Genomic DNA, 19,298 nt, shown 5'->3' on the forward strand with positions numbered 1-19,298 from the left:
CCGGCAGGTTTCCGTCCGTATCAAAGCGGACCCCGCCAAGTGCCAGAACCCTGTCCTCCGGCGGCGCCCCCTGGTCCGGAAAGCGGTCATAGCCGCAGAGCAGAATCATCTGCCGGTCCGGGCTAAGGCTCATGACAAGCTCGGCAGGCAGTTTCACAAGGGCCGCCACCGCCTGGGATGGCTTCTGGTAGGGCAGGGCGTACTGCGCAAAGCCGAGCCGGGGCATCCCCCACCCGAGCATTGCGATGAGTAGCAGGAGTTCAAGAATTCGGTTCATCATACTGGTTTTCAGGTGATTACTTTTTTATTTGACTTTGTGGAGACATGCTCTTCGCGGGCGATCCTCGAATCGTAGTACTTGGCCAGGAAATGGTAAATAACGGTTTCATGGATCCGCTGCTTGGCCAGGAAGGTTCTGTTCAGCGTCATGTGGACATGGCTGCTGACCAGGCTGGAGAGGGAGACCGGCCCTTTTCCACCGGGCTGCCTGAGCAGGCGGATGATCTCCTGGGTGACCGGCAGGTTACGCTCCGACCGGCGCCTGAAGCAGTCGACTGCCTCCCGCACATCCTCGTGGCGGTTCTCCTCGCGCTCCAGCAGGTCCCGGATGTCCCTGGCCCTGGCACGGTAGCCGTCGTTGAGGCTGATCCACAATTTTTTGGATTGGCTGCCCCTGTTTGCCTCCTGGTAAAAATATTCCCGCAGCTGGCTGACCAGCTGGAACTTCTCATACAGGGACATCCCGAAATCATCCAGGAGCCTGTCCACGTTCAGCAGGGCGAACAGCCACCTGTACTCCTCCCCCCGGTCCCCGTCAATGAGCTCCAGGAATTCGGTCACCGCGATGCTGTCGTAGAAAAACAGGCTTTCACTCAGCTCCATGGTCTGGAATCCATAGCGCTCCACCTCCCGCTGGTAGGTGTCCAGCTGCACCTGGTGGACCTGGCCACTTGCCCGGTAGGGACGCAGCAGGGCCTCCATGCGCTGGATGACCGTGCTCCAGAAACTGTCGCTGCCGCCGTGAAAGAAGCGGACCCGGAGGTGGTGCCCCTGCTCATCGTAGCGGAGGTAGAACCATTTCTCGATCACCCCTTCAATCAGCAGTGACTCCGCCAAGGGTTTGATGCCTTCCACCATGAGCCTGTCGGCCGTTTTGTTTCCGGTGAAAATCTTGTAATAGAGCCAGGGCTCCCCCACCTGGAAGTCCCGTTTCAGGGCTGGCGCCGGACGAGCAGCCGGCTCGGGCCGCGGCAGGGCCGCTGCGGGCTCCCGCTGCGTGCAGAAGGGAATCACCAGCTCATGGGCATAGCTTCCCCGCGCATCTTTGACAAAGCAGTTGTCGGGGCGAAACAGGTACTCCTGGAGCACCACGTCCCGTTTGCAGAGCTTGTCGGCCAGGATCCGGAGACTCGTCGCCGAGGCCATGCTCAGCAGGAGTTCGTTGTCCCCCTCCACGAGGCTGACCTTGTCCGGCAGCTGTCGCCTGTCCCGGAGTGCGGCCAGGTAAGCGAGTGCCCCTTCCTGCCGGCTCCCCTCCAGGAATTCTGATTTCTTCAGGTTCCAGGTCGCGCGGCTGAGGATGAGCTTGCCGTACTGTACCCGCGGCAAAAAGGGCTGCTGCCTGAAGACTGACCAGTTCCAGAGTTGCAGGCTGTCGAGCCCCTGGCTCTGCAGTTCACAGAGGAACCGGTAGACCGGGAGACCGCGTGCGTAATTGTGGGCATTGGTGAGGCGGGGGATCACGCGCTTGTTCAGGCGGCGGGAACGCAACACCACCTTCCCTCCACTGACGGAGACCAGCAGGTCCGAGAGGCGGATCACGTACTCCTCCTCGACAGAGGCCTGCGTGAGGATCGGGATCTCGTAGCGGCGGAGTGCGGGCCGCATGATCACGTTCCCCGTTCTACCGTCTGGCAGGTGCACGACTTCGGCGAAGAGCACCTCCGGCTGCAGCTCCTCCTCCTGTTGCAGGGTCTCCCGGACGCGGGCCTCGAGCTGCGCATCACCGTGGCAGAAACGGGCCAGCAGGTTAGCCCCGGAGGGACCGCCGGCGCTGTTCAGCACAAACTGATAGTGGCCCGCATCCAACTCCTCGGTCGAACCCGCCAGCAGGCTGCCGAACAGGAACATGCTGGCAGGCAGCTTGCTGCCCTTCTTCCCGCTCCCGGCTTCCGCCGCCAGGGGCTTTTGCAGATCGACCACCCGGCTTCCCGTCTGGATCGCGTCCAGGATCAGGCGCAGGGCATGGTCCTTGTCTGCCCCCCAAGGCGTCGTGCGCGGAGGCCTGCCCGCCGGCACGTGGATGTTCTCTAGCAGGGGCATGTACGCCGAGGCCCCCGGGTCTGTCACCTGAAAACCGACGCCGTTCTCCCCGTCCAACGCCAGCAGCAGGGGCACCTCCTGCTCCCCGTACTTCGCCTCAAATTTCGTAATGAACTGACGCAGGCCGGTTGAGCTTCCAAACGGCTGCAGGCTGACGCACTCCTCCACCAGGCCGGCCACCTCCTCGATGACCTTCCGGCTGATGGTGTTGTGTTCGGTGCAGAAGAACAGGTCGGTCTGGACCATGTCTTTCGTCTGCGTGGGCACGTATTTGCCCAGCAAGGCCCGTACCTGCGCGCTGGCTGCCGGCGTCCAGCTGCCGGCCTTGACGGCCGCATGGACCGCCTCCAGGTCCGCCACCAGCTGCCCGGTCCCAGCCAGGGCCCGCAACCTGCGCAGCAGCGCGCCAAAGTACTCCTCCCCCGTGATTGAGGGCAGCAAATCACTCACCAGGATCTGGGACTCAATCAGGTTGTCGATGAACTGCACGGTAGCTGCCTCATCAAAGCCCTGCGCCTGCAGGGAGGCTACCAGGGCCGCGTAGGATATCCCCTCTCGGGACGCTGCCAGCAGGCCTGAGATCAGGTCGCTCCCCCTGAAGGAGGACAGCCTGTATTTGCGGGTGGGCTTTACCGTGGAGAACTCAATGTAGCGGTAGTCGGACCCGACAGCGTAAAGTGTCTCGTTGGGGTAATACAGCAGCTGGTTCTTGATCTGGGGGAGCCGGTTGATGTACTCGGACAGGGCCGATACGTAATACATGTCCAGCCGCGAGATGGTGCGCATCTTTTCCGGGCGGAACGCAATGTGGGTGCTGTCTGCGAAGGCACCGACGGCACAGCCGGCAAACAGTCCAAAAGGCGTGCAGCGGCTGCTCATCCGCACGTAGTACTTGTAAAAGGACTTGATGATTTTCTCATCGGCCTTCCACGGTTCCCCGCGCTCGAGGTAATTGTCCAGTGCCTCCGTAAAGTCAGGAGAGGCCAGGTAGAAGGCGCTTCGGATGAAAGGCTCAGACATGATCGGGCAAAGTTGCTGACCTGTCGGCTGGCTTTCCTCCATAAAGGCAAAGGCCTCTTCCAGGGGAAGGGCCGCAGTCCGTAGCAGATAGTAGTCCAAAGAATGTACGAATTTCATAAGTTGTATTGTTTTAAGCTTCCCATGGGGCGCTTTGCTAGTGCACCACTTGAAAGGTAGGCCACCGCCACTGGCGGGCCTAACTCTTTAGACATACCCGGCCCCCGCTTCGACAAAGCCACCGATTCGTTCCAAAACGCAGCTGTAGGCAAGCGCCATCCCAAAAAAAGAAGGTCCGGGACGTAATGTCCGGACCTTCCTCATGACCAGGTAACCAGGCCGTCATCCGGCTTAGTTGCTGTTCTTCGTTCCGCAGCAGTCAGCAGCGGCATCGCCATCGCCCTCCAGCTCCTTCACCGTGTTGCGGGTCAGGAACAGGCAGGTGGCCTCCTCCGCCTCATTCGGATCGCCAGCGCCGCCGGCCAGGGCGTCCAGCTGCTTTTCGTCCAGTCGGGCAATTGTTTCTTTGTCAAGGGAGAGCGGGTTGATGTTGTTTTTCTTTTTCATCTTGGGTTTCGTTAAGGGTTAGAACTATTCACTGTCATTGATCAAGTAACATCCGAAAGGTAGGCAGTCCGTCGCCGGAGGCCTAACTCTTTAGACATACCCGCCGCCCGCTTCGACCAAGGCGGGCCTTCCAGGCTACAAGACGGGGGCGGCGCACGGGCCCTGCGCGGTTTACCAGGCCGGACAGTCCCAGGGCAACCGGAGCAGGCGGCGCCAAGCGGCCGGGCAGCCTGGCATGAAAAAGGCCCGGAACGTCATGTCCCGGGCCTTCTGTACAGGCGAGCAACCAGGCGGTCACCCGGCTTAGTTGCTGTTCACCGTTCCGCAGCAGTCAGCAGCGGCATCGCCATCGCCCTCCAGCTCCTTCACCGTGTTGCGGGTCAGGAACAGGCAGGTGGCCTCTTCTGCCTCTTCCGGATCGCCAGCGCCGCCGGCCAGCGCGTCCAGCTGCTTTTCATCTAGCTTGGCAATTGTTTCCTTGTCGAGGTCAAGCGGATTTGTGCTTTTCTTTTTCATTTTTAGTTTTGTTAAGGGTTAGAATTATTCGCTGTCAATGATCAATTAACACTCGAAAGGTAGGCAGTCCGTCGCCGGAGGCCTAACTCTTTAGACATACCCGCCGCCCGCTTCGACCAAGGGGCCGTTTCGGGCTTTTTGCGCCTGCGGTCCCACAGCGGCAGGCGCTTGTGAAGGGGGGCGGTAGCAGCCCATCGTCCCTGCCGGACGCAAGACGGGGAATCGGCCGAACAGGGCCATCAGCCAAGCGCCCCCTCCCGGGCATGACCGGGAGGGGGCGCTTGGCTGCCCTTTGCGGGGCTATGAAGCAAGCAGGGCACCGGTGGCGAAAAACTCGCTTACCGGTGCAGGAAGGGCCAGGGAAGGCGGTTTCAGTGTGCCGGACAGGCCACGCACGCCTGCTGCTCCTGCCCGACCACCGAAGCCAGCAGCTCCAGCGTCTCGAGTTTCTCATCCAGGTGCTTGCTCATGTCGCGCCACATGATCTCATCTGCCCCGTAGGTCTGCAGGAGCTCCGGCAGCACCTCGCTGAAGTAGGATGCCGTGCCGATCAGGTGGTGCTTGTCGTCCCGCTCCCCCTCCCGCCTCAAAGCCCGCAGACGCGCTTCGTTTCGCAGGCAACTCCCCGAGATGGCGAGAATGGTTTTTACTGGCCGCCCGTGCCGCTGCGCAAACTGCGCTTTAAACGCTTCAAAGGCCTCCAGCTGCGGTTCGCGCTCGGCCACCTCGTGGAAAATAGACCGGACGTAGTGGGTCCCGTGCTGCAGGGCCCGGTGAAAGCCGCGCGCAGAGGTACTCAGCGCCCACAGATCGGGCACCGCCCCCTGGAAGGGCGGCAGGACGATGCGCCGCTCCCGCAGCCTCTCCTCATCCCGGAGGAAAGCGACCACCTGCTCAAATTTCGAGTCAAAGGAGGCGGTAGCGCCCGGAGCAGGCGGGAGCTCCAGGGACTCGATCTTGGGGGAGCCCCCGTTTGCCAGGCCCAGGTCCAGCCGGTTGGCGTAAATATTGTTCCAGAGCTTGAACTGCGATGCCACGTCAAAGGGGTTGTGGAGCCTGAGCAGGATGCCCCCGGTCCCGACCCTGATCCGCTCCGTCATGCCGGCGATTACCGGAATGACCGCCAGGGGACAGCCCCAGGCCCTTCTCCGGTTGTAGTGGTGGTGCTCGGCCAGCCAGATCCTGTGGAAGCCCAGCTCGTCGGCCCGCAGGGCGTAGTCAAACACGTTGCGCAGGCGCACCAGGCTGTTGCTGCCGGCATCCCCCTCTCCGAATTCCAGAAGACTTAGTTTCATAAATGTGCTTTGCTTAAAGAAAAAATACTTCATCCCAGGCCATCCCCTGCCGACCGTCCCGCTGCAGGAGCACCTGGCAGACACCCAGGCGCCCGTCCAGCAGGCTGTCCCCTTCCGCTGCCTCGAAGGCCTCCGCCCGCACCAGCCAGTAGTCGGCCGCTTCCCGGCAGGCGGGCAGCCGCGTGAGCTCAAAACATTTCCTGTAAAGCCAGGAGAAGCCGGCATAGCCGTGGCAAAAATTCGCCCCCTGAAGCGGTAAACCGCTTTGCTCAAACTGCAGGAAGTCCCGCAGCAGCGTCTCTCCGAAGGATGTGACCGTTTGGTCCCCCAATACGTGGCCAGCCCTCAGGAAAGCATAGGCCATGGACAAATCACTCGTACACCAGCCGATGTTGGCGCTGTGCTGCCGGGCCTGCAGGAGCGGCACTCCCTCATCGGAGACCGACCGCGGAAACAAAAAACGCTCCGCATCCGCTGCGTAGGGGATGTAGAGTGCCCGCAGGTAGGCCAGCAGTTTCCGCGTCAGGGCCTCCGCCCCCGCCACAGGACAGGAGGCGTGGACACGGGTGAGCACCAGCACCATCCCGCAGAGGCCGTGCGCCAGCCCCGTGTTGATGACGTAGCGTGCCTCCGGTTGGTAGCGCCTGTTCGCCAGATAGCTGCCGTGCCGGTCGTCCTGGACCCGGGCACTGAGCGCCTGCACGAGCCCCTGCACATAGGAGCACCCCGCCGGGTGGCGCTGGGCATACCGGGACAGGAAATAGAGTCCCCCCATAGCCGAATACATGGGATCGAGGTCCCCCCGCGCTATCTCGGCCTTCGACTTTTCAAAAACCTGGGTGGCCACCCAGTCCAGCAGCAGCTGTGTGTCCACCTCCGGCCCCAGGAAAGGGCTTTCCCGCAGCAGCAGCAGCACGTACCCGAAGCCGCTCAGGCCATTGCTCATGGCGGAGCTGAACTTCACGCCCTGGCGCTCCCCAAGCCGTTCCAGAACGGCCTGCAGCATGCCGACGGCCTCTTCCACAAAAGCCGCCTCCCGGTGGTAGTCCGCCAGGGTCAGCAGCGAGATGACCTTGCCCAGGTTTCCCGTGTAGAGCGCATCGGACGCCTCGGGATCGAAGACACTCAGCCGCTTCAGCTCCCGGGCGGCCTCCGAGGCCATCCGCGGCCCACGCAGGTCAGATCCCATGGTTGATCCCCTCCAGGACAGGCAGGTCCGGCTCCAGGTACTGCATCAGCGTGATGCCGATCCCCAGGATGCCCCAGGCATAGGACAGGTTGAAGAGGTCGGATTCCGGTTTGAAGAAGGAACGGAAGCCGCAGAAGCCGTTCTCCTCCTTCGCATTGCGGGGAATCTGCTGCACCCAGTAGGCGTAGGCGCGCTCAAAGGGTGCTCCCCGGGGGTCCAGCTTGGCAAGTTTCCGGTACAGGTAGGCAAGCCCGGAGGCGCCGTAGGTCATGCTGCCGTCATAGGTCAGGCCATCCTCGTAGGTACGGTCCAGGCAGGCCGCCAGGATGTCGCGGGCGGCGGCTACCAGCGCTTCGTCGTTTAGCGCCAGGCCACCCCGCAGCAGCCCGTAGCCTACGCCCAGATCGCCGTAGCACAGGCTGAACTGCGTGTTCTCCACTTCCTCCCCCAGCACATGGGGGAAAAGCCCCTTTGGGTTGGGGCGCCTGCACTGCAGCACAAAGGCGGCCGCCCGTTCGATCAGGCTGCGGCATTCATCCACCAGCAGGCCCCGTTCCAGCACGGCGCACAGGAATGAGATGATCATACAGGAGCCATGACTCAGCCCCAGGTAGACCTTGTTATGGAGCCGTGGGCTGACCCAGTAGATGCCCCCGGAAGGGGCCTCCACCGCGTGGGCGGCGATCGCCTCGACGATCTCGGTCAGCAGTTGGTCGTTTCGGTCTGTCCGGCTGGCCAGCAGCAGGTAGTTGCCCGTGGCCAGCGCCCCGGAGAAGATGCTGAAGTCAGCATGCCTGATCTTGTTCTGGCACAGCAGGTGCAGCGTGTCTTCGATGGTGGCCAGGTAGGGGCTCACGTCGAAATCCAGTAAGCCTTTCTCCCGGGAGCGGATGAAGAAAATCCCCAGCGCGGCGATGTTGGCGTCGTAGGAGTCGGTCGGGTAAATCCGCTGGTAGTATTTGTAGTCTACCAACGCCAGGGCCTTGTCCAGGTACTGGGCTGCCAACTCAAAATAAGCGTCATTGCCGGTGTACCGGGCATAGTAGCAATAGAAAAGACAGGCGCCCAGCCAGCCGTTGCTGATGGTGGGGCTGGCCAGCACGTGTGTGTGGGCTTGCACACTGGCCTCGATGCGCGTGACCAGGGCGCCCAGCTCCTCCCGCCCGGGAGGGGAGACCGCTGGTGCGGTGAGCGTAGATGCGTTCATAGAGAATCTGTTTAGAAGGTGTCTGTTCGCAGTGCCCTGCGCGCAGCCGTTAGGCGCGCACCCAGGGCGTCAGCCTGTTGATTAAATCCTGTACCCACGGGATGCCCGTTTCCAGGGCCTGCAGGTAATCCCGCAGCAGGAGCGCCTGGCCGGTGCCCTGCTCGGGTGCCGCCTCTTCCAGCCGGCCGACCAGCAGGGCCAGCAGGGCACAGCGCAGCAGCAGGTAATTCTTTTGGGGGAAAAGCTGCGAGAACTCGACCACTTCCCCGGTGAGCTTCGCCAGGGACTTGTCCCGGGCGCTTTCCTGCAGGGCGATGAACTGGTAAAGGGCGAGCCGCTCGCTCGTGTCCACCTCCATGCCCTGGTACCAACCTGAAAACAGCTCGCTCGGGTTGGGATAGCCCCCAAACTTCATGTACCCGTTGAGGTAGATGTTGAGAAAGTTCAGAATGGTGTACTCCTTCAGGATCCGGTAGAGGCCCGTGTCCAGGGGCAGCTGGTTAAACCGGCTGAAAAGCGGGTCCTCGCTGCTGCCCTGCACCAGAAAGCGGAAAAGCTCGGTCCAGTTGTGGACACAGGCCGCCATCTGCTGCTGGGCGGCCTGCAGCTTGCTGAGGTTGAGTACCTGCTCCAGCAGATCGAAGAACTGGAAATAAAAGCCTTGGTGACACAGGGCAATCCCCCGCTCAAACTTTCTGTCCAGCTCCTGCTCGGCCGCCCCGAAGTCCTGGCGCTTGTAGTGACAGTAGGCCGTCTTCGGCCATACCTGCGTCAGCAGGTAGTCCCGCAGGAAGGGGGAAATCCCCTCCCGTCCGGCTACTTCCGCCTCCAGGGCCTGGAGATCGGCCAGGAGCAGCCCGTGGTCGGCCCCCGGCCTGAACATGGCCTGGTTGAGGGCTTTGAGGCGCTCCCGGTATGCGCCATAGTAGGCTTTCATGTCCGGGGACAGCCCCAGGCGCTCCTCCTCCTCTTGCTCCAAGAAGGTCAGCACTCTGCCGTAACTGTATTTACGGTCACTCGGGGGGATCGTGGTATTCAACTGGAGTAATGCGTCCATGGTCTTTCGATTTACAGCACAAGGCCTGTTGATGATTTGAATGGTTGTCCGATGGCCTGCGCTTACTGCACCCGGTCCACAACATCCTCATTGCCCAGTTTCTTGTTCTGGGCGTTCTTCACCGTGCTCTTGCCGAACTTGTAGACCAGGCCCACCTGCACCCTTCTGGCGTCGTAGTAGTTGGTCAGATTCGTCTCCACGTTGAAGGCGTTGATGGCACCGCCTGTCACGTCCCCCCGCAGCAAGTCCGTCACGGCCAGCGTGTACTGCAGCTTCTTATCCAGCAGATCCCCCTTCAGGGCGATGCGCGAATAGTGGTTCGGCACGATGTCAATCAGGCCGTAGCGGAAAGGACCCGTGTACTTGAAAGAGGTTTCCAGGCGCAGCCCGGCGGGAAGCGAAAAGGTGTTTTCAATGCCGAAGGTATGGAAGAGGCTCCGCGGAACGGTCACGGCGTTGTCCTGCTCGGCGTCGATCCTGGAGTCATACACGGCCCCGTAGGCAAACACGCTGCCGGACCACCAGTTGGTGATCTTGTAACCGTAGTTTCCCACCAGGCTGTAGGAGCTCAGGTCAAAGTTGCGGTCTTTCCAGACCGTCACATCCCCCACCGCCGCAGGGAGTTGGGTGTACACGTCCTGCTCGTCCTTGTATTCAAACTCCACAAAGAGATTGCCCTTGTAAACTGCGTTCAGGGAGTACGAACTCGTGTACTTGGGCCGCAGGGCCGGGTTGCCCTCGGTGATGGTGAAGTCATCGACATAAACCCTGAAAGGAGTCAGCACCTGAAAGCCCGGCCGCTGGATCGTCGCCCGGTAGTTGGCCGACACCTGCAGGGCCTCCGAGAAGGTGTGGTTCACGAGCAGCGTCGGGAAAAAGTCCAGGAAATCCCGGTCCACCACCCTGTTTCCGGACGTGATGTTATCCACCCGCATGGTGGCATACTCTGACCGCAGGCCCGCGCTCACGCGCGTTCGCGGGTTGACGGCCTTGTCCACCGAGGCATAGGCCGCCACGATGTTCTCCTCGAACTCATTTTCAAAGCTGAACGCGCCGTCCTGTATGAACCCCTGGCTCGTGAGCACTTCCTGTGTAGGCTGTGTGCTGTTGCGGGAGTGCGTGAGCTTGGCCCCCGTCGTCACGTTCCACTGCTGGCGGAAAGGGAGCTCCCAGTCGACCTGCCCTACCCAGATCGCCGCCTGGCTGGCATTGATGTTGCGGATGGTGCGCAGGCGCCTGCGCAACTCTCCCTGCGGGCTGAGGATGTGCTGGAAGTCCATTTCAGTTTGGTCGCGGCGCTGCGCGGGCGTGTAGGTCAGGACAACGTCCATCGACTTGCCCAGGGTGTCCAGCTGCTGCCGGTAGAAGAGGCTGTAGTTCTGGAGGACACTGTAGCCGAAATCCTTAAAATCAGTGGCCAGCAGCGAGTCTGTCGCCCCGTTCACCTCAGGGGTGAAGCGGATCCTGTTCTGGGTGCGGCTGCTGGGCAAGGTCCGGTTGTAGGAGGTCGTGGCCTGGAGCCCGATGGCACTTTTCTTGCCCAGCGTATACTCGAAGCTGCCACGCAGCGAAGGCTTGTGGGTGGTGAAAGTGGAGACCAGGTCCTGGTGCAGCACCACGCGCTCGCCGTTGGCCTGCAGCACCCGGTAGCCATTGTTCTCAGACCAGTTGGTGCCCGCATTGTAGTTCAGGTGCAGGGCGCCCACCCACTTCTCACGCCGGTACGTCATGGAGGTTCCCCCCAGCAGCTTGCCCCGGTGGCCCTGCGAGGCAGTCAGTCGGGCGGAGCCCGTCATGCCGTACTGCTTCGACCGCTTGGTCGTGATCTTGATGACGGAGCCCACACTGGCCGGGTACCGGGAAGAGGGGTTGGTGATGAACTCAATCTGCTCTACCTCGTCTCCCGTCATGGAGCCCAGCACCGTACTGAGTGTGGCACCCGGCATCTGGACGTTGTCCAGCAGTATCAGCACGCCCCCCTTGCCGTTGACAGCGATCTCTTCGCCTTTGATCTGCACAAAGGGAAGCGCCTGCAGGATGTCCTGCAGGTTGTCCGACTGAAACGAGCTGGCGGCCACATGCATGACATAGCGGTCGGCTTTCCGTTCCATCACCTGCCGCTGAGCGGTGATCGTGACCTCCCCCAGGGAATTGGTTGAGGGCTGGAGCACCACGTCAGCGAGCGCTACTGCCTGGCCTTCGTAGGAGAACGCCTCCCCGTAGTATTTCTTGAAACCAATACTGGAGACAGCCAGCAAATAAGAGCCGGGCTGGAGCTGGCGCAACTGAAACTGGCCCACTTCATCTGTCAGTGCGCCCTTCACCAGCGAGCTGTCTGCCGCCTGCAGGAGGGTCACGGTGGCAAAGGGTGCCCCTTTGCCGGCTTTTTCCAGCACTTTGCCGGAAATCACATACTGGGCCTGCAGCGAGCCCGCCAGGGAGAGCCCCAAGAGCAGCAAAAGCCAGCTCTTCATTGCCTGGATTCTTTCTCTCGTTTTCATACGCTATCAATTAAGGTTATTTATCAAGCGCAGGAAGCAGCAAAAACGCTTCAGATCAGCCCCTACCTGCGATTTATGGTTTAAAGCAAGTAGGAATGAAGCGCAACGGAAATAATATTAGACTAACCTGTCAAAGCTTTAGACCAAGTGCACCTGGGTAGTGCCGGCTCATTGTGTGCTGTCACAGTGCCTGGTGCCCAGCTGCAGCCTGGGGCGTTCGCCAGCGGGACCAGGACCACATCGCCCGCGCGGCCCGGCATGCCCCTGCCTCTCACCGTCAGTGGGAATACACCCTTTTACGCCATTTCATACATCCTATGTTATCAGCATATTCAACCAAGGCCCTCCAGGATCCTGTTGCCACTCTGCCGGTCATCAGACCGCCCCATCCCTTCTATGTTATTTTTCTCAACGGCAACAGGCCGCGATTTTAGGCATGGAGCTGGCCCGGTCCCCGCGGCTCAATCCCTGGTAGCTGATCTTCACCACAGTCCCTACCCGCTACACTGTGGAAGCCATGGACATCCGCGTCACTCAATTCCTGCTCCGGCCCATCCGTCTGGAACAAATTTGCCGTCACCCTCACCCGGTTGCTGTCACAGCAGCAAGCGCCCGTATCGGCTCCTCCCAGCCCAGGCCGTTCTTATTTGTCAGCAGTAACTAGCACAGTAAGCGTATCCGGCCCTGCTTTCTGTGGCATTCTGCTGCTCACAGCAGTTATCACCCGCACTGTGGCGCACGTTAACCTGGTATCAAGGTTGATTCTGTTATTGCCTTGTCGCCAAACCCGCTGTCTGCGAGTTTAGCCCCAATCTAATCTGGGGCTAATAGGGCGGCAATGCAGCAGGGGAATGCTACCCTTGAAGAAAATCCCGGTACCAGTGGCCGGAGCTTTTGATGGTGCGCTGTTGCGTTTCAAAATCCACGTGCACCAGCCCGAAGCGCGGGTCGTACCCCTCTGCCCACTCAAAGTTGTCGACAAAGGACCACACAAAATAGCCCTGTACTTTCACGCCTTCCTGTTTCGCCCGCTGTACCTGCTGCAGGTAGCGCTTCAGGTAGCACAGCCGCTCTGGATCATGCACCTGCCCGTCTTTCAGCTCGTCGGGGAAGGCCGCCCCGTTTTCGGTGACGATCAGCTTGCGTATACCTTTGTAGCGGTTGAACTGGTGCAGGATGTGGTAGATGCTTTCCGGGTATACCTCCCAGTTCATCAGGGTATAGGGCACGCCGCGCTTCCGGGCCGGCACCAGGTTGGCCTGCAGGAAGGGTGTCCAGAAAGCGTACTTCACCACCTCGCGCGTATAGTTCTGCACACCGATGAAGTCGAAGTCAAAGGCCATCCGTTCCTCGTCGCCGGGCAGCATGTATTTTTCAAGGCGGCGCATGAACCGCAGCTCGTCGAGCGGGTAACCTAGCCCCAGGGCTGGTTCCAGGAAGAGGCGGTTGAGCAGGGCATCCACCCGCCGGGCTGCCCGTATGTCTCTTTCCCGCTGATGCAGGGGTTCAATGTGGGAGCAGGAAAAGGTGGTACCGACCTCCGCCTCCGGCCTGAAGTCTTTGATCACCCGGCCGCCGGCTGCCTGGCACAGCGTAGCATGGTGAACGGCCGGTATAAACGGCCCGAAGCCCCGGCGGCCCGGCGCATGCACCCCCAGAAAATAGCCGGCCCCCGTAAACACCATGGGCTCGTTGAGCACCATCCAGTTCTTTACACGGTCACCGTAAAGTTTTACGGCCAGCGCCGCATACTCCTCAAACCAGCCGACGATGTCGCGATTCGTCCAGCCGCCTTTCTGCTCCAGCGCCTGCGGCAGGTCCCAGTGGTAGAGCGTCGGCCAGGGGGTGATGCCCAGCTCCAGGCAGTGGTCGATGAGGCGGTCATAATAAGCAACGCCGTGCCGATTGACCAGGCCTGTACCTTGTGGCAGGAGCCGAGACCATGAGAGGGAGAAGCGGAAATTTGGGATGGCCATGGACTGCATCAGCTGCAGGTCGTCGGGGTAGCGGTTGAAGAAGTCGCAGGCCTGGTTGCCGTGATGGCGCTGCTTGATCTTGCCTTTCCTCGAGGAGAACACGTCCCAGATGGAGAGGCCTTTGCCTTCGGCTTCGTGGGCGCCTTCGATCTGGTAAGCCGCCGTAGAAACGCCCCATCGGAAATCTTCTCTGAAGGCTGACTTCGTTAGTACAGGCAGTGCCTGCTCATTATTAGTATCTGGCATACAAAAAAGCAGCAGCCCTTCTGCAAGGAAGCTGCTGCGTGTTAAGGTCAAAAATGCTTTACGTGTTTTCCTGCACGATGCGTTGCACGATGGCGTCGGTCTCGTCCGGGTAATCGACCTGAATGGGTGCTGCGTGCTCGAGCCATTCGTGTATCCGGGGCAGGTGTTTTTTCTTCAGGCTTTTGATGGTGGCCACGCCCATGTGCTGGAGGGCTGCCGCGTTGCATACCTGCTCAAACTGGTTTTTCATGGGCACCACCAGCAGTTTCTTCTGCAGGTACAGCACTTCTGAAGGCGTCCCGAAGCCGGCGGCACACAACACCCCGGCCGAGGCGGCCATGCTCTGCAGGAAGAGGTCGTTCTGGATGGGCTGGACCGACACGTTATCAAGCTGAAAGGCCTGCTTGTTGTGCTTGGAGAAGACATGCCACTCTACGTGCCGGAACCGCGTCAGCCGGTTCACGATCTTATGGTCGTCGTGGGCGGGCAGGTATACGGTATAATGCCCCTGGTTGCTTACCTGCAGCTGGCGTACCTGTTTCCGTACGATGGGGGTGAAAATGGTGTCATCGAAGCGGGCAAAGTGAAAACCGTATGGGGCAGTGGTCGGGGCGTAGTTCTTCAGGATGAATTTGCCCATGGGATCGGCCTCCTTGGGTTTGGGCACATTTTGGTTCAGGACCGCCACTTGGTTGCTCAGCCCGACGCAGTGCTTTTTGGCCAGCAGGCAGGCCCAGGCAGAAATCGGCTCGAAGTCCGAGATCACCAGGTCATAGTCCCGCACCGGCAGCCGGTGTATTTCTTTGTAAAAGCTGCGGGAACTGGCCTGCGCGATGGTCCGGTAAAAGTCCACGCCGCCGTTCTTGCCGAAAATGAAGCTCAGCCCGTTCAGCCGGTATTTCACGGGGTAAGGCAGGCTGAGATCCACCTGACAGCCGCTTACCAGCAGGTCCAGCTCGCCGTGTCGCTGCAGGGCCGGAATCACCTCCAGCGCCCGCGTCAGGTGGCCGTTGCCGGTGCCCTGAATGGCATACAGGATTTTCAAGCAGACTTCAGGTTAAATTCGACCATCATGCTCTGGAAAAGCTGTACGCTGGTGGGCATCCGCTCCTCCTCTTCTTCCATCACCACCGCGTCCAGGTCTTCCCGGAACCTGTACAGGCGCCAGTCACCGTGGCTGTATTCGAGCGCCGTCAGGTTTTCGATCCAGTCACCGGAGTTGAGGTAGGTGACGCGGCCTTCCATGTTGGAGATAACGCGTTTCTCGGGCTGGTGAATGTGCCCGCACACCACATAGTCGTAGCTGTTGGCAATGGCAATGTCGGCAGCAGTCGTTTCAAAGTTGTTGATGAACTTGACGGCGCTCTTGACGCGGTTCTTGATGTTGCGGGACAGGTATACCTTGTCGCGGTTGAGTTTGAGGCAGCAGAAGTTCACCAGGCGGTTGAGCAGGATGAGCATGTCGTAGCCTTTGGCGCCCAGTCTGGCCAGCCACTTGGAGTGCTGCATGGTCACATCGAACACATCGCCGTGGAAAAACCAGGCTTTCTTTCCGTCGAGCTCCAGCACCAGTTTGTTGGCGATCTGAAACGAGTTCATTTGGAAACCATTGAACTTGCGCAGCATCTCGTCGTGGTTGCCGGTAATGTAATAGACCTTGGTGCCCTTGGCAATCAGGCCCATCAGGTACTTAACCACCTTCATGTGGCTGGCGGGCCAGTAGCTCTTGCTGAACTGCCAGATGTCGATGATGTCGCCGTTGAGGATGAGGGTATCGGGGTGAATGCTTTTGAGGTAGGCCAACAATTCTTTGGCGTGGCACCCGTAAGTGCCCAGGTGCACGTCCGAGATGACGGCTACCTCAACTTTTCTTTTTCTTGCCATAGTCAGGGGCGGGTGAGATACTGTGAATTCCGGAGAACTTAAACGGGGAGTAAAAGGAATGCAGCCGGTAGAGGAAAATGTCCGGTAGCTTTTGCAGCACGGCTTTCATCAGGTAAGGTGTTGAATGTGCCATTATCTATCTTGTTAGCGGTAAGAAATTTCCCTTTGGCTGAAGGATTTTCTCCTCGCTTCAAAACTACAGATGTGATATTAAGCACAGGTTATGAGGGGATTATGGTTTTGTTATGGTTTAGCAGTGCTCCCTGCAACAGGTGCTGTGAATTAGACAGAAAGTCCTGAAAGCAGGCGCGTATTGTGTCTGATTGTTCCGCTTAGCATTGAAAGAACTGTGGACGACACACCACGTTTTGGCCTGGTGCGCGGAAAATATGCGGCACAAAAGCAGACCGTACAAAAATGCCGGTTGATGGCACCATGGCTTCCTGAACGGAAAGACCGGCGCAGGCAAAAAGCGGGGTGCATGCAGCCATTGGTTACCGCCAGTTTAAGCCAGGGTTATATAACTGTTAAGACTGCCGGAGACGCTGTTATTGCTCCCAAAACCGCTGTACCTTTGGGACAAGGTGAAAGATTTTTTTGTTAGTAAGGTTAGTTAAAAGGGCGCTTCCCGATTGGGAAAGCGCCCTTTGCTTCTTACTCAAGATCCAAAGCATGCCCGCACCAAAGCAAGCCTTCTCAAAAAACGACAGCCGGTAAACCGGCTGCCGTAAAAAGTAACGCATAAAAAAACTATTGAAATCTGGTTTTAGATGAAAAGGATCCTGCCGCCTACATGGCGTAATACAGCAACTCTGGCAGACGGGTTGTGAATGCAGGGAAACGGGCTACCTCCCGCTCAGCCTTTCTGCCTGTCGAATGCAGTTGAACCTCCTGGGCTGTATACCATTTCATCCGGCCCTGTGAATCCTCTACCAGCACATTCTGAGCCTTAAAATTTCCTTCCTTATACATTCTGAATTTTCCTACACCTACAGGGGTTTCCAGCTCGGTGCCAGCCAGTAAGCGTTCAAAGTTGATTTTCGTTTTGATAGCCATTTGATTTACATACAGGGGTTGAGAATAACAACATTAACCTCTAACTGCTGCAAGGTAAAAAACGACTATTGCCTGAATATTACCGCATGGTTACGCTTTCATAAAGTCTTGTCAGCAGAGCCTTTGCGGACCGGAAACCAGTAGGCCCGATTCACCAACCGCGCAGGTCCTCCAGGGGGCATGTGATGGCATGGCTGTACAGGCGCTTTCTATTCAAGATGGCCATCTCCCCATGATAGTACCCTGTACGTCCGCCGCTCTGCCGCCCCCCTTTGATCTTATTGCGCTGCTTTCAGCTGCTTTTCTTTTACAAACGAATCATACATCGTTTCATAACAAGTCTTCAGATCACGGGCATCGTCGAAGGCACTCTCAAACAGAAACGGGCCGGTATAGCGGGCATCATGCAGCGCAGCCAGAATGTCGGTCCAATTGTTCTTCCCCTGCCCTGAACAGGGGAAGAAATGATCCTCTTTCTCCCCCGTTCCGTCTGCGATGTGCACCGATTTGAGGCGTTTGCCCAAGGCACGGATCAGGTTTTCCGGGTTCTTGATGTGGTTCATGTCCACGGCGGCGTAGATGTTTTTCGGCAGGCGGTTCATGATCTCCATCGTCTCCTCCACGGTGCGGCATAAGGGTCGTTCACGCTCGGCATCCACCAGCAGCTCGGGGCCCAGCATGTTTTCGATCACCATCGTCGCGTTTATCCCTCGGACCGTTTTGTTGAGCTCAGTAGCCGACTTGATCAGCTGGCTCTTGCGGGCCTCCCGTTCGTGCAGCCCCAGGTAATAGCTTGGATGAAAAAGAATGATCTGAGGCTGCAGGATCTGGCAGTACTCCAGCACTTTCCGGTGCAGGGCCACTACCTGTTGGCGCTCGGCTTCATCCGTCAGCGACAGGTCAATCCGTTTACCAAAGGGCATGTGGATCGACCATACCTGGATGCCGGCATCCTCCGCTGCTTTTTTCGCCTGCTGCATCAGTGCCCTCATCTCTTCATCGCTAAGTTTGAAATTCCTATTGCCGTCGATCAGGCCGCCGAAAGAGATCTCCACATAGTCCACCCCTACCGATTTAGCATACTTCATCTGCTCCGCCGATACTTTCGTCAGGCCCAGCGCATAGCCTATTTTCAGCGGTTTGGGGGCGTTTTTGGGGAAAGCGGCGGCAAGCGGAACCGCCACCAGGTATAGAAGGAAAACCAGCAGAAAACTGTTGATCGTCTTTTTCACACGTTTAAAATGTAGAGGGTTGCTATACCTTGACTTTACTCCATCACCTTGACCCGAAGCTCCGAAACAAGTGCTTTCTCCGGCGAAATCAACACATTATGTACCTCGAATCGAAGCGGCACTTCGGGCAGCTCCTGCCACAGCGTCGTCAGGGTCAGCGTGGTGGTTTCGTGTGGCTGGAGCGTGACGCGGCCCAAGGGCAGATTTTTAAAGTCAAGATCGCTTTGGCACACCACCTCGTAGGGGATATCCGAGTTGTTCTGCATGTGGATCTGGATGACCGGTTCCACATTGCGCTGGGTGCTTTTCACGGCCTTTACCTCCAGTGAGGCTTTGAAGAAGGCGTCCATTTCCTTTTCCCGGCCCACCAGGTAATCGTCAAAGTATACCGCGGTACGCCGCTCCTGCAGCGCTTCCCGGATCCCCTCTTCCGAGCGTTCTTTGACAAAGACCAGCGTCATGGGCCGGTGCGAGTGGCGGTAGGTATAGCTGATGTCGCGGTGCTCGTCGGAGTTGGCCAGCATGGTCAGGTTATACTTCTCGCCCATGCGGTGGGCCTCCAGGTTGTAGATGCCCGAATTCACCACCTCCACCCCATGCAGCAAGCCTTCTTCCAGCATTTTCCGGTGCAGGTCCGAGAAGAGATCCAGGCCATACCTGTCCTTGTCCCACCAGCGGTAGTTCGGGTGGTTGTAAAAAATGAAGGCTCCCTGCTTCCTGGCCTCCCAGAACGGGGCCAGCAGCTGCTTTTCGGTCGGGCTGTCCTTCATCACAAACTTCTTTTTCCCGTCTTTCATGTAATCGGCAGGCAGCTTGTTGGCATCCTTTACAAAGAGGGCGTTGTGGTGGTAAGGTGTCACGCGGGGAGAGATTTCCACCCCCTGTATCACCAGCACATTGGTCTTGGCAGCCGACTCCGTGGCGATCTGGTGCGACTTGTTGTAATCCTTCCTGATTTCGTCGGGGTAGCCTTCGTAGTCGATGTGCTCGGTGATGGAGATGGCATCCAAGCCATCGCGGTCTGCCTCATACAACCGGAAAGACGGCCACACGTGCCCGTCCGAAAAGACTGTGTGCATGTGGAAGTCGCCCTTCAGGGTCTGGTAGCCGGGGATGTCCGGCAGCTTTACTTTCTCATCCTTTTTTGACCCTGACTGGGCGCTAAGTTCGGTGCCCAGTCCCAGCAAGCAGGCCAGCAGCAAGGGCGTCAGTTTTGTCGGTTTCATACTTTAT

General features: G+C 58.9%; 16 protein-coding genes. 1 reads left to right on the plus strand and 15 read right to left on the minus strand.

Annotation, left to right across the window (positions count from 1 at the left end):
• Window positions 1–288: 288 nt before the first annotated feature.
• The 12 genes from B0B12_RS16735 to B0B12_RS20410 all read right to left on the minus strand — a co-directional run bounded on the left by B0B12_RS16735 (window position 289) and on the right by B0B12_RS20410 (window position 15,910).
• A complete protein-coding gene (locus tag B0B12_RS16735; protein WP_076671172.1) occupies window positions 289–3,459 on the minus strand; it encodes a lantibiotic dehydratase in 3,171 nt (1,056 codons plus the stop codon).
• A 231-nt stretch (window positions 3,460–3,690) separates the two neighbouring features.
• Window positions 3,691–3,906, minus strand: coding sequence for a class I lanthipeptide (locus tag B0B12_RS16740; RefSeq protein ID WP_076671174.1), 216 nt, complete (start codon window positions 3,904–3,906; stop codon window positions 3,691–3,693).
• A gap of 303 nt (window positions 3,907–4,209) precedes the next feature.
• Window positions 4,210–4,422, minus strand: a complete 213-nt coding sequence (locus B0B12_RS16745; RefSeq protein ID WP_076671176.1) for a class I lanthipeptide — start codon at window positions 4,420–4,422, stop codon at window positions 4,210–4,212.
• A gap of 371 nt (window positions 4,423–4,793) precedes the next feature.
• Window positions 4,794–5,717, minus strand: a complete 924-nt coding sequence (locus B0B12_RS16750) for an LLM class flavin-dependent oxidoreductase (protein ID WP_076671179.1) — start codon at window positions 5,715–5,717, stop codon at window positions 4,794–4,796.
• 13 nt (window positions 5,718–5,730) lie between these two features.
• Window positions 5,731–6,906 (minus strand): lanthionine synthetase LanC family protein, encoded by a 1,176-nt coding sequence (locus B0B12_RS16755; protein ID WP_076671181.1) that lies wholly within the window; start codon window positions 6,904–6,906, stop codon window positions 5,731–5,733.
• Entirely contained in the window at window positions 6,896–8,113 is a 1,218-nt protein-coding gene (locus B0B12_RS16760) for a lanthionine synthetase LanC family protein (RefSeq protein WP_076671184.1), read from the minus strand. Before B0B12_RS16760 ends, B0B12_RS16755 begins: the two co-directional genes overlap by 11 nt.
• A gap of 49 nt (window positions 8,114–8,162) precedes the next feature.
• Window positions 8,163–9,170 (minus strand): hypothetical protein, encoded by a 1,008-nt coding sequence (locus tag B0B12_RS16765; protein ID WP_076671187.1) that lies wholly within the window; start codon window positions 9,168–9,170, stop codon window positions 8,163–8,165.
• 62 nt (window positions 9,171–9,232) lie between these two features.
• A complete protein-coding gene (locus B0B12_RS16770; RefSeq protein ID WP_076671189.1) occupies window positions 9,233–11,671 on the minus strand; it encodes a TonB-dependent receptor domain-containing protein in 2,439 nt (812 codons plus the stop codon).
• A gap of 854 nt (window positions 11,672–12,525) precedes the next feature.
• The gene (locus B0B12_RS16775; protein WP_076671361.1) at window positions 12,526–13,893 is read right to left on the minus strand and encodes a GH1 family beta-glucosidase; all 1,368 of its coding nucleotides are present in this window, start codon (window positions 13,891–13,893) and stop codon (window positions 12,526–12,528) included.
• 58 nt (window positions 13,894–13,951) lie between these two features.
• Window positions 13,952–14,938, minus strand: a complete 987-nt coding sequence (locus tag B0B12_RS16780; protein WP_076671191.1) for a glycosyltransferase family protein — start codon at window positions 14,936–14,938, stop codon at window positions 13,952–13,954.
• Window positions 14,935–15,777, minus strand: coding sequence for a UDP-2,3-diacylglucosamine diphosphatase (locus tag B0B12_RS16785; protein ID WP_076671194.1), 843 nt, complete (start codon window positions 15,775–15,777; stop codon window positions 14,935–14,937). Before B0B12_RS16785 ends, B0B12_RS16780 begins: the two co-directional genes overlap by 4 nt.
• The gene (locus B0B12_RS20410) at window positions 15,755–15,910 is read right to left on the minus strand and encodes a hypothetical protein (RefSeq protein WP_170871896.1); all 156 of its coding nucleotides are present in this window, start codon (window positions 15,908–15,910) and stop codon (window positions 15,755–15,757) included. Before B0B12_RS20410 ends, B0B12_RS16785 begins: the two co-directional genes overlap by 23 nt.
• 216 nt (window positions 15,911–16,126) lie before the next feature.
• On the opposite strand from B0B12_RS20410, the gene B0B12_RS20415 reads away from it, so the two are divergent.
• Window positions 16,127–16,381 carry a hypothetical protein gene (locus tag B0B12_RS20415; RefSeq protein ID WP_170871897.1) on the plus strand — a complete coding sequence of 85 codons (255 nt, stop codon included), beginning with the start codon at window positions 16,127–16,129 and terminating at the stop codon, window positions 16,379–16,381.
• A 185-nt stretch (window positions 16,382–16,566) separates the two neighbouring features.
• Here the strand turns inward: B0B12_RS20415 and B0B12_RS16795 are convergent, their stop codons facing one another.
• The 3 genes from B0B12_RS16795 to B0B12_RS16805 form a co-directional block, all read right to left on the minus strand.
• Entirely contained in the window at window positions 16,567–16,833 is a 267-nt protein-coding gene (locus tag B0B12_RS16795) for a hypothetical protein (protein WP_076671198.1), read from the minus strand.
• 278 nt (window positions 16,834–17,111) lie between these two features.
• Entirely contained in the window at window positions 17,112–18,065 is a 954-nt protein-coding gene (locus tag B0B12_RS16800; RefSeq protein ID WP_139337831.1) for a sugar phosphate isomerase/epimerase family protein, read from the minus strand.
• A gap of 35 nt (window positions 18,066–18,100) precedes the next feature.
• Window positions 18,101–19,291, minus strand: coding sequence for an Sb-PDE family phosphodiesterase (locus B0B12_RS16805; RefSeq protein WP_076671201.1), 1,191 nt, complete (start codon window positions 19,289–19,291; stop codon window positions 18,101–18,103).
• Between the last annotated feature and the right edge of the window lie 7 nt (window positions 19,292–19,298).

It is taken from the genome of Pontibacter indicus, assembly GCF_900156345.1.
In the GTDB taxonomy this organism is placed as follows: Bacteria; Bacteroidota; Bacteroidia; order Cytophagales; family Hymenobacteraceae; genus Pontibacter; species Pontibacter indicus.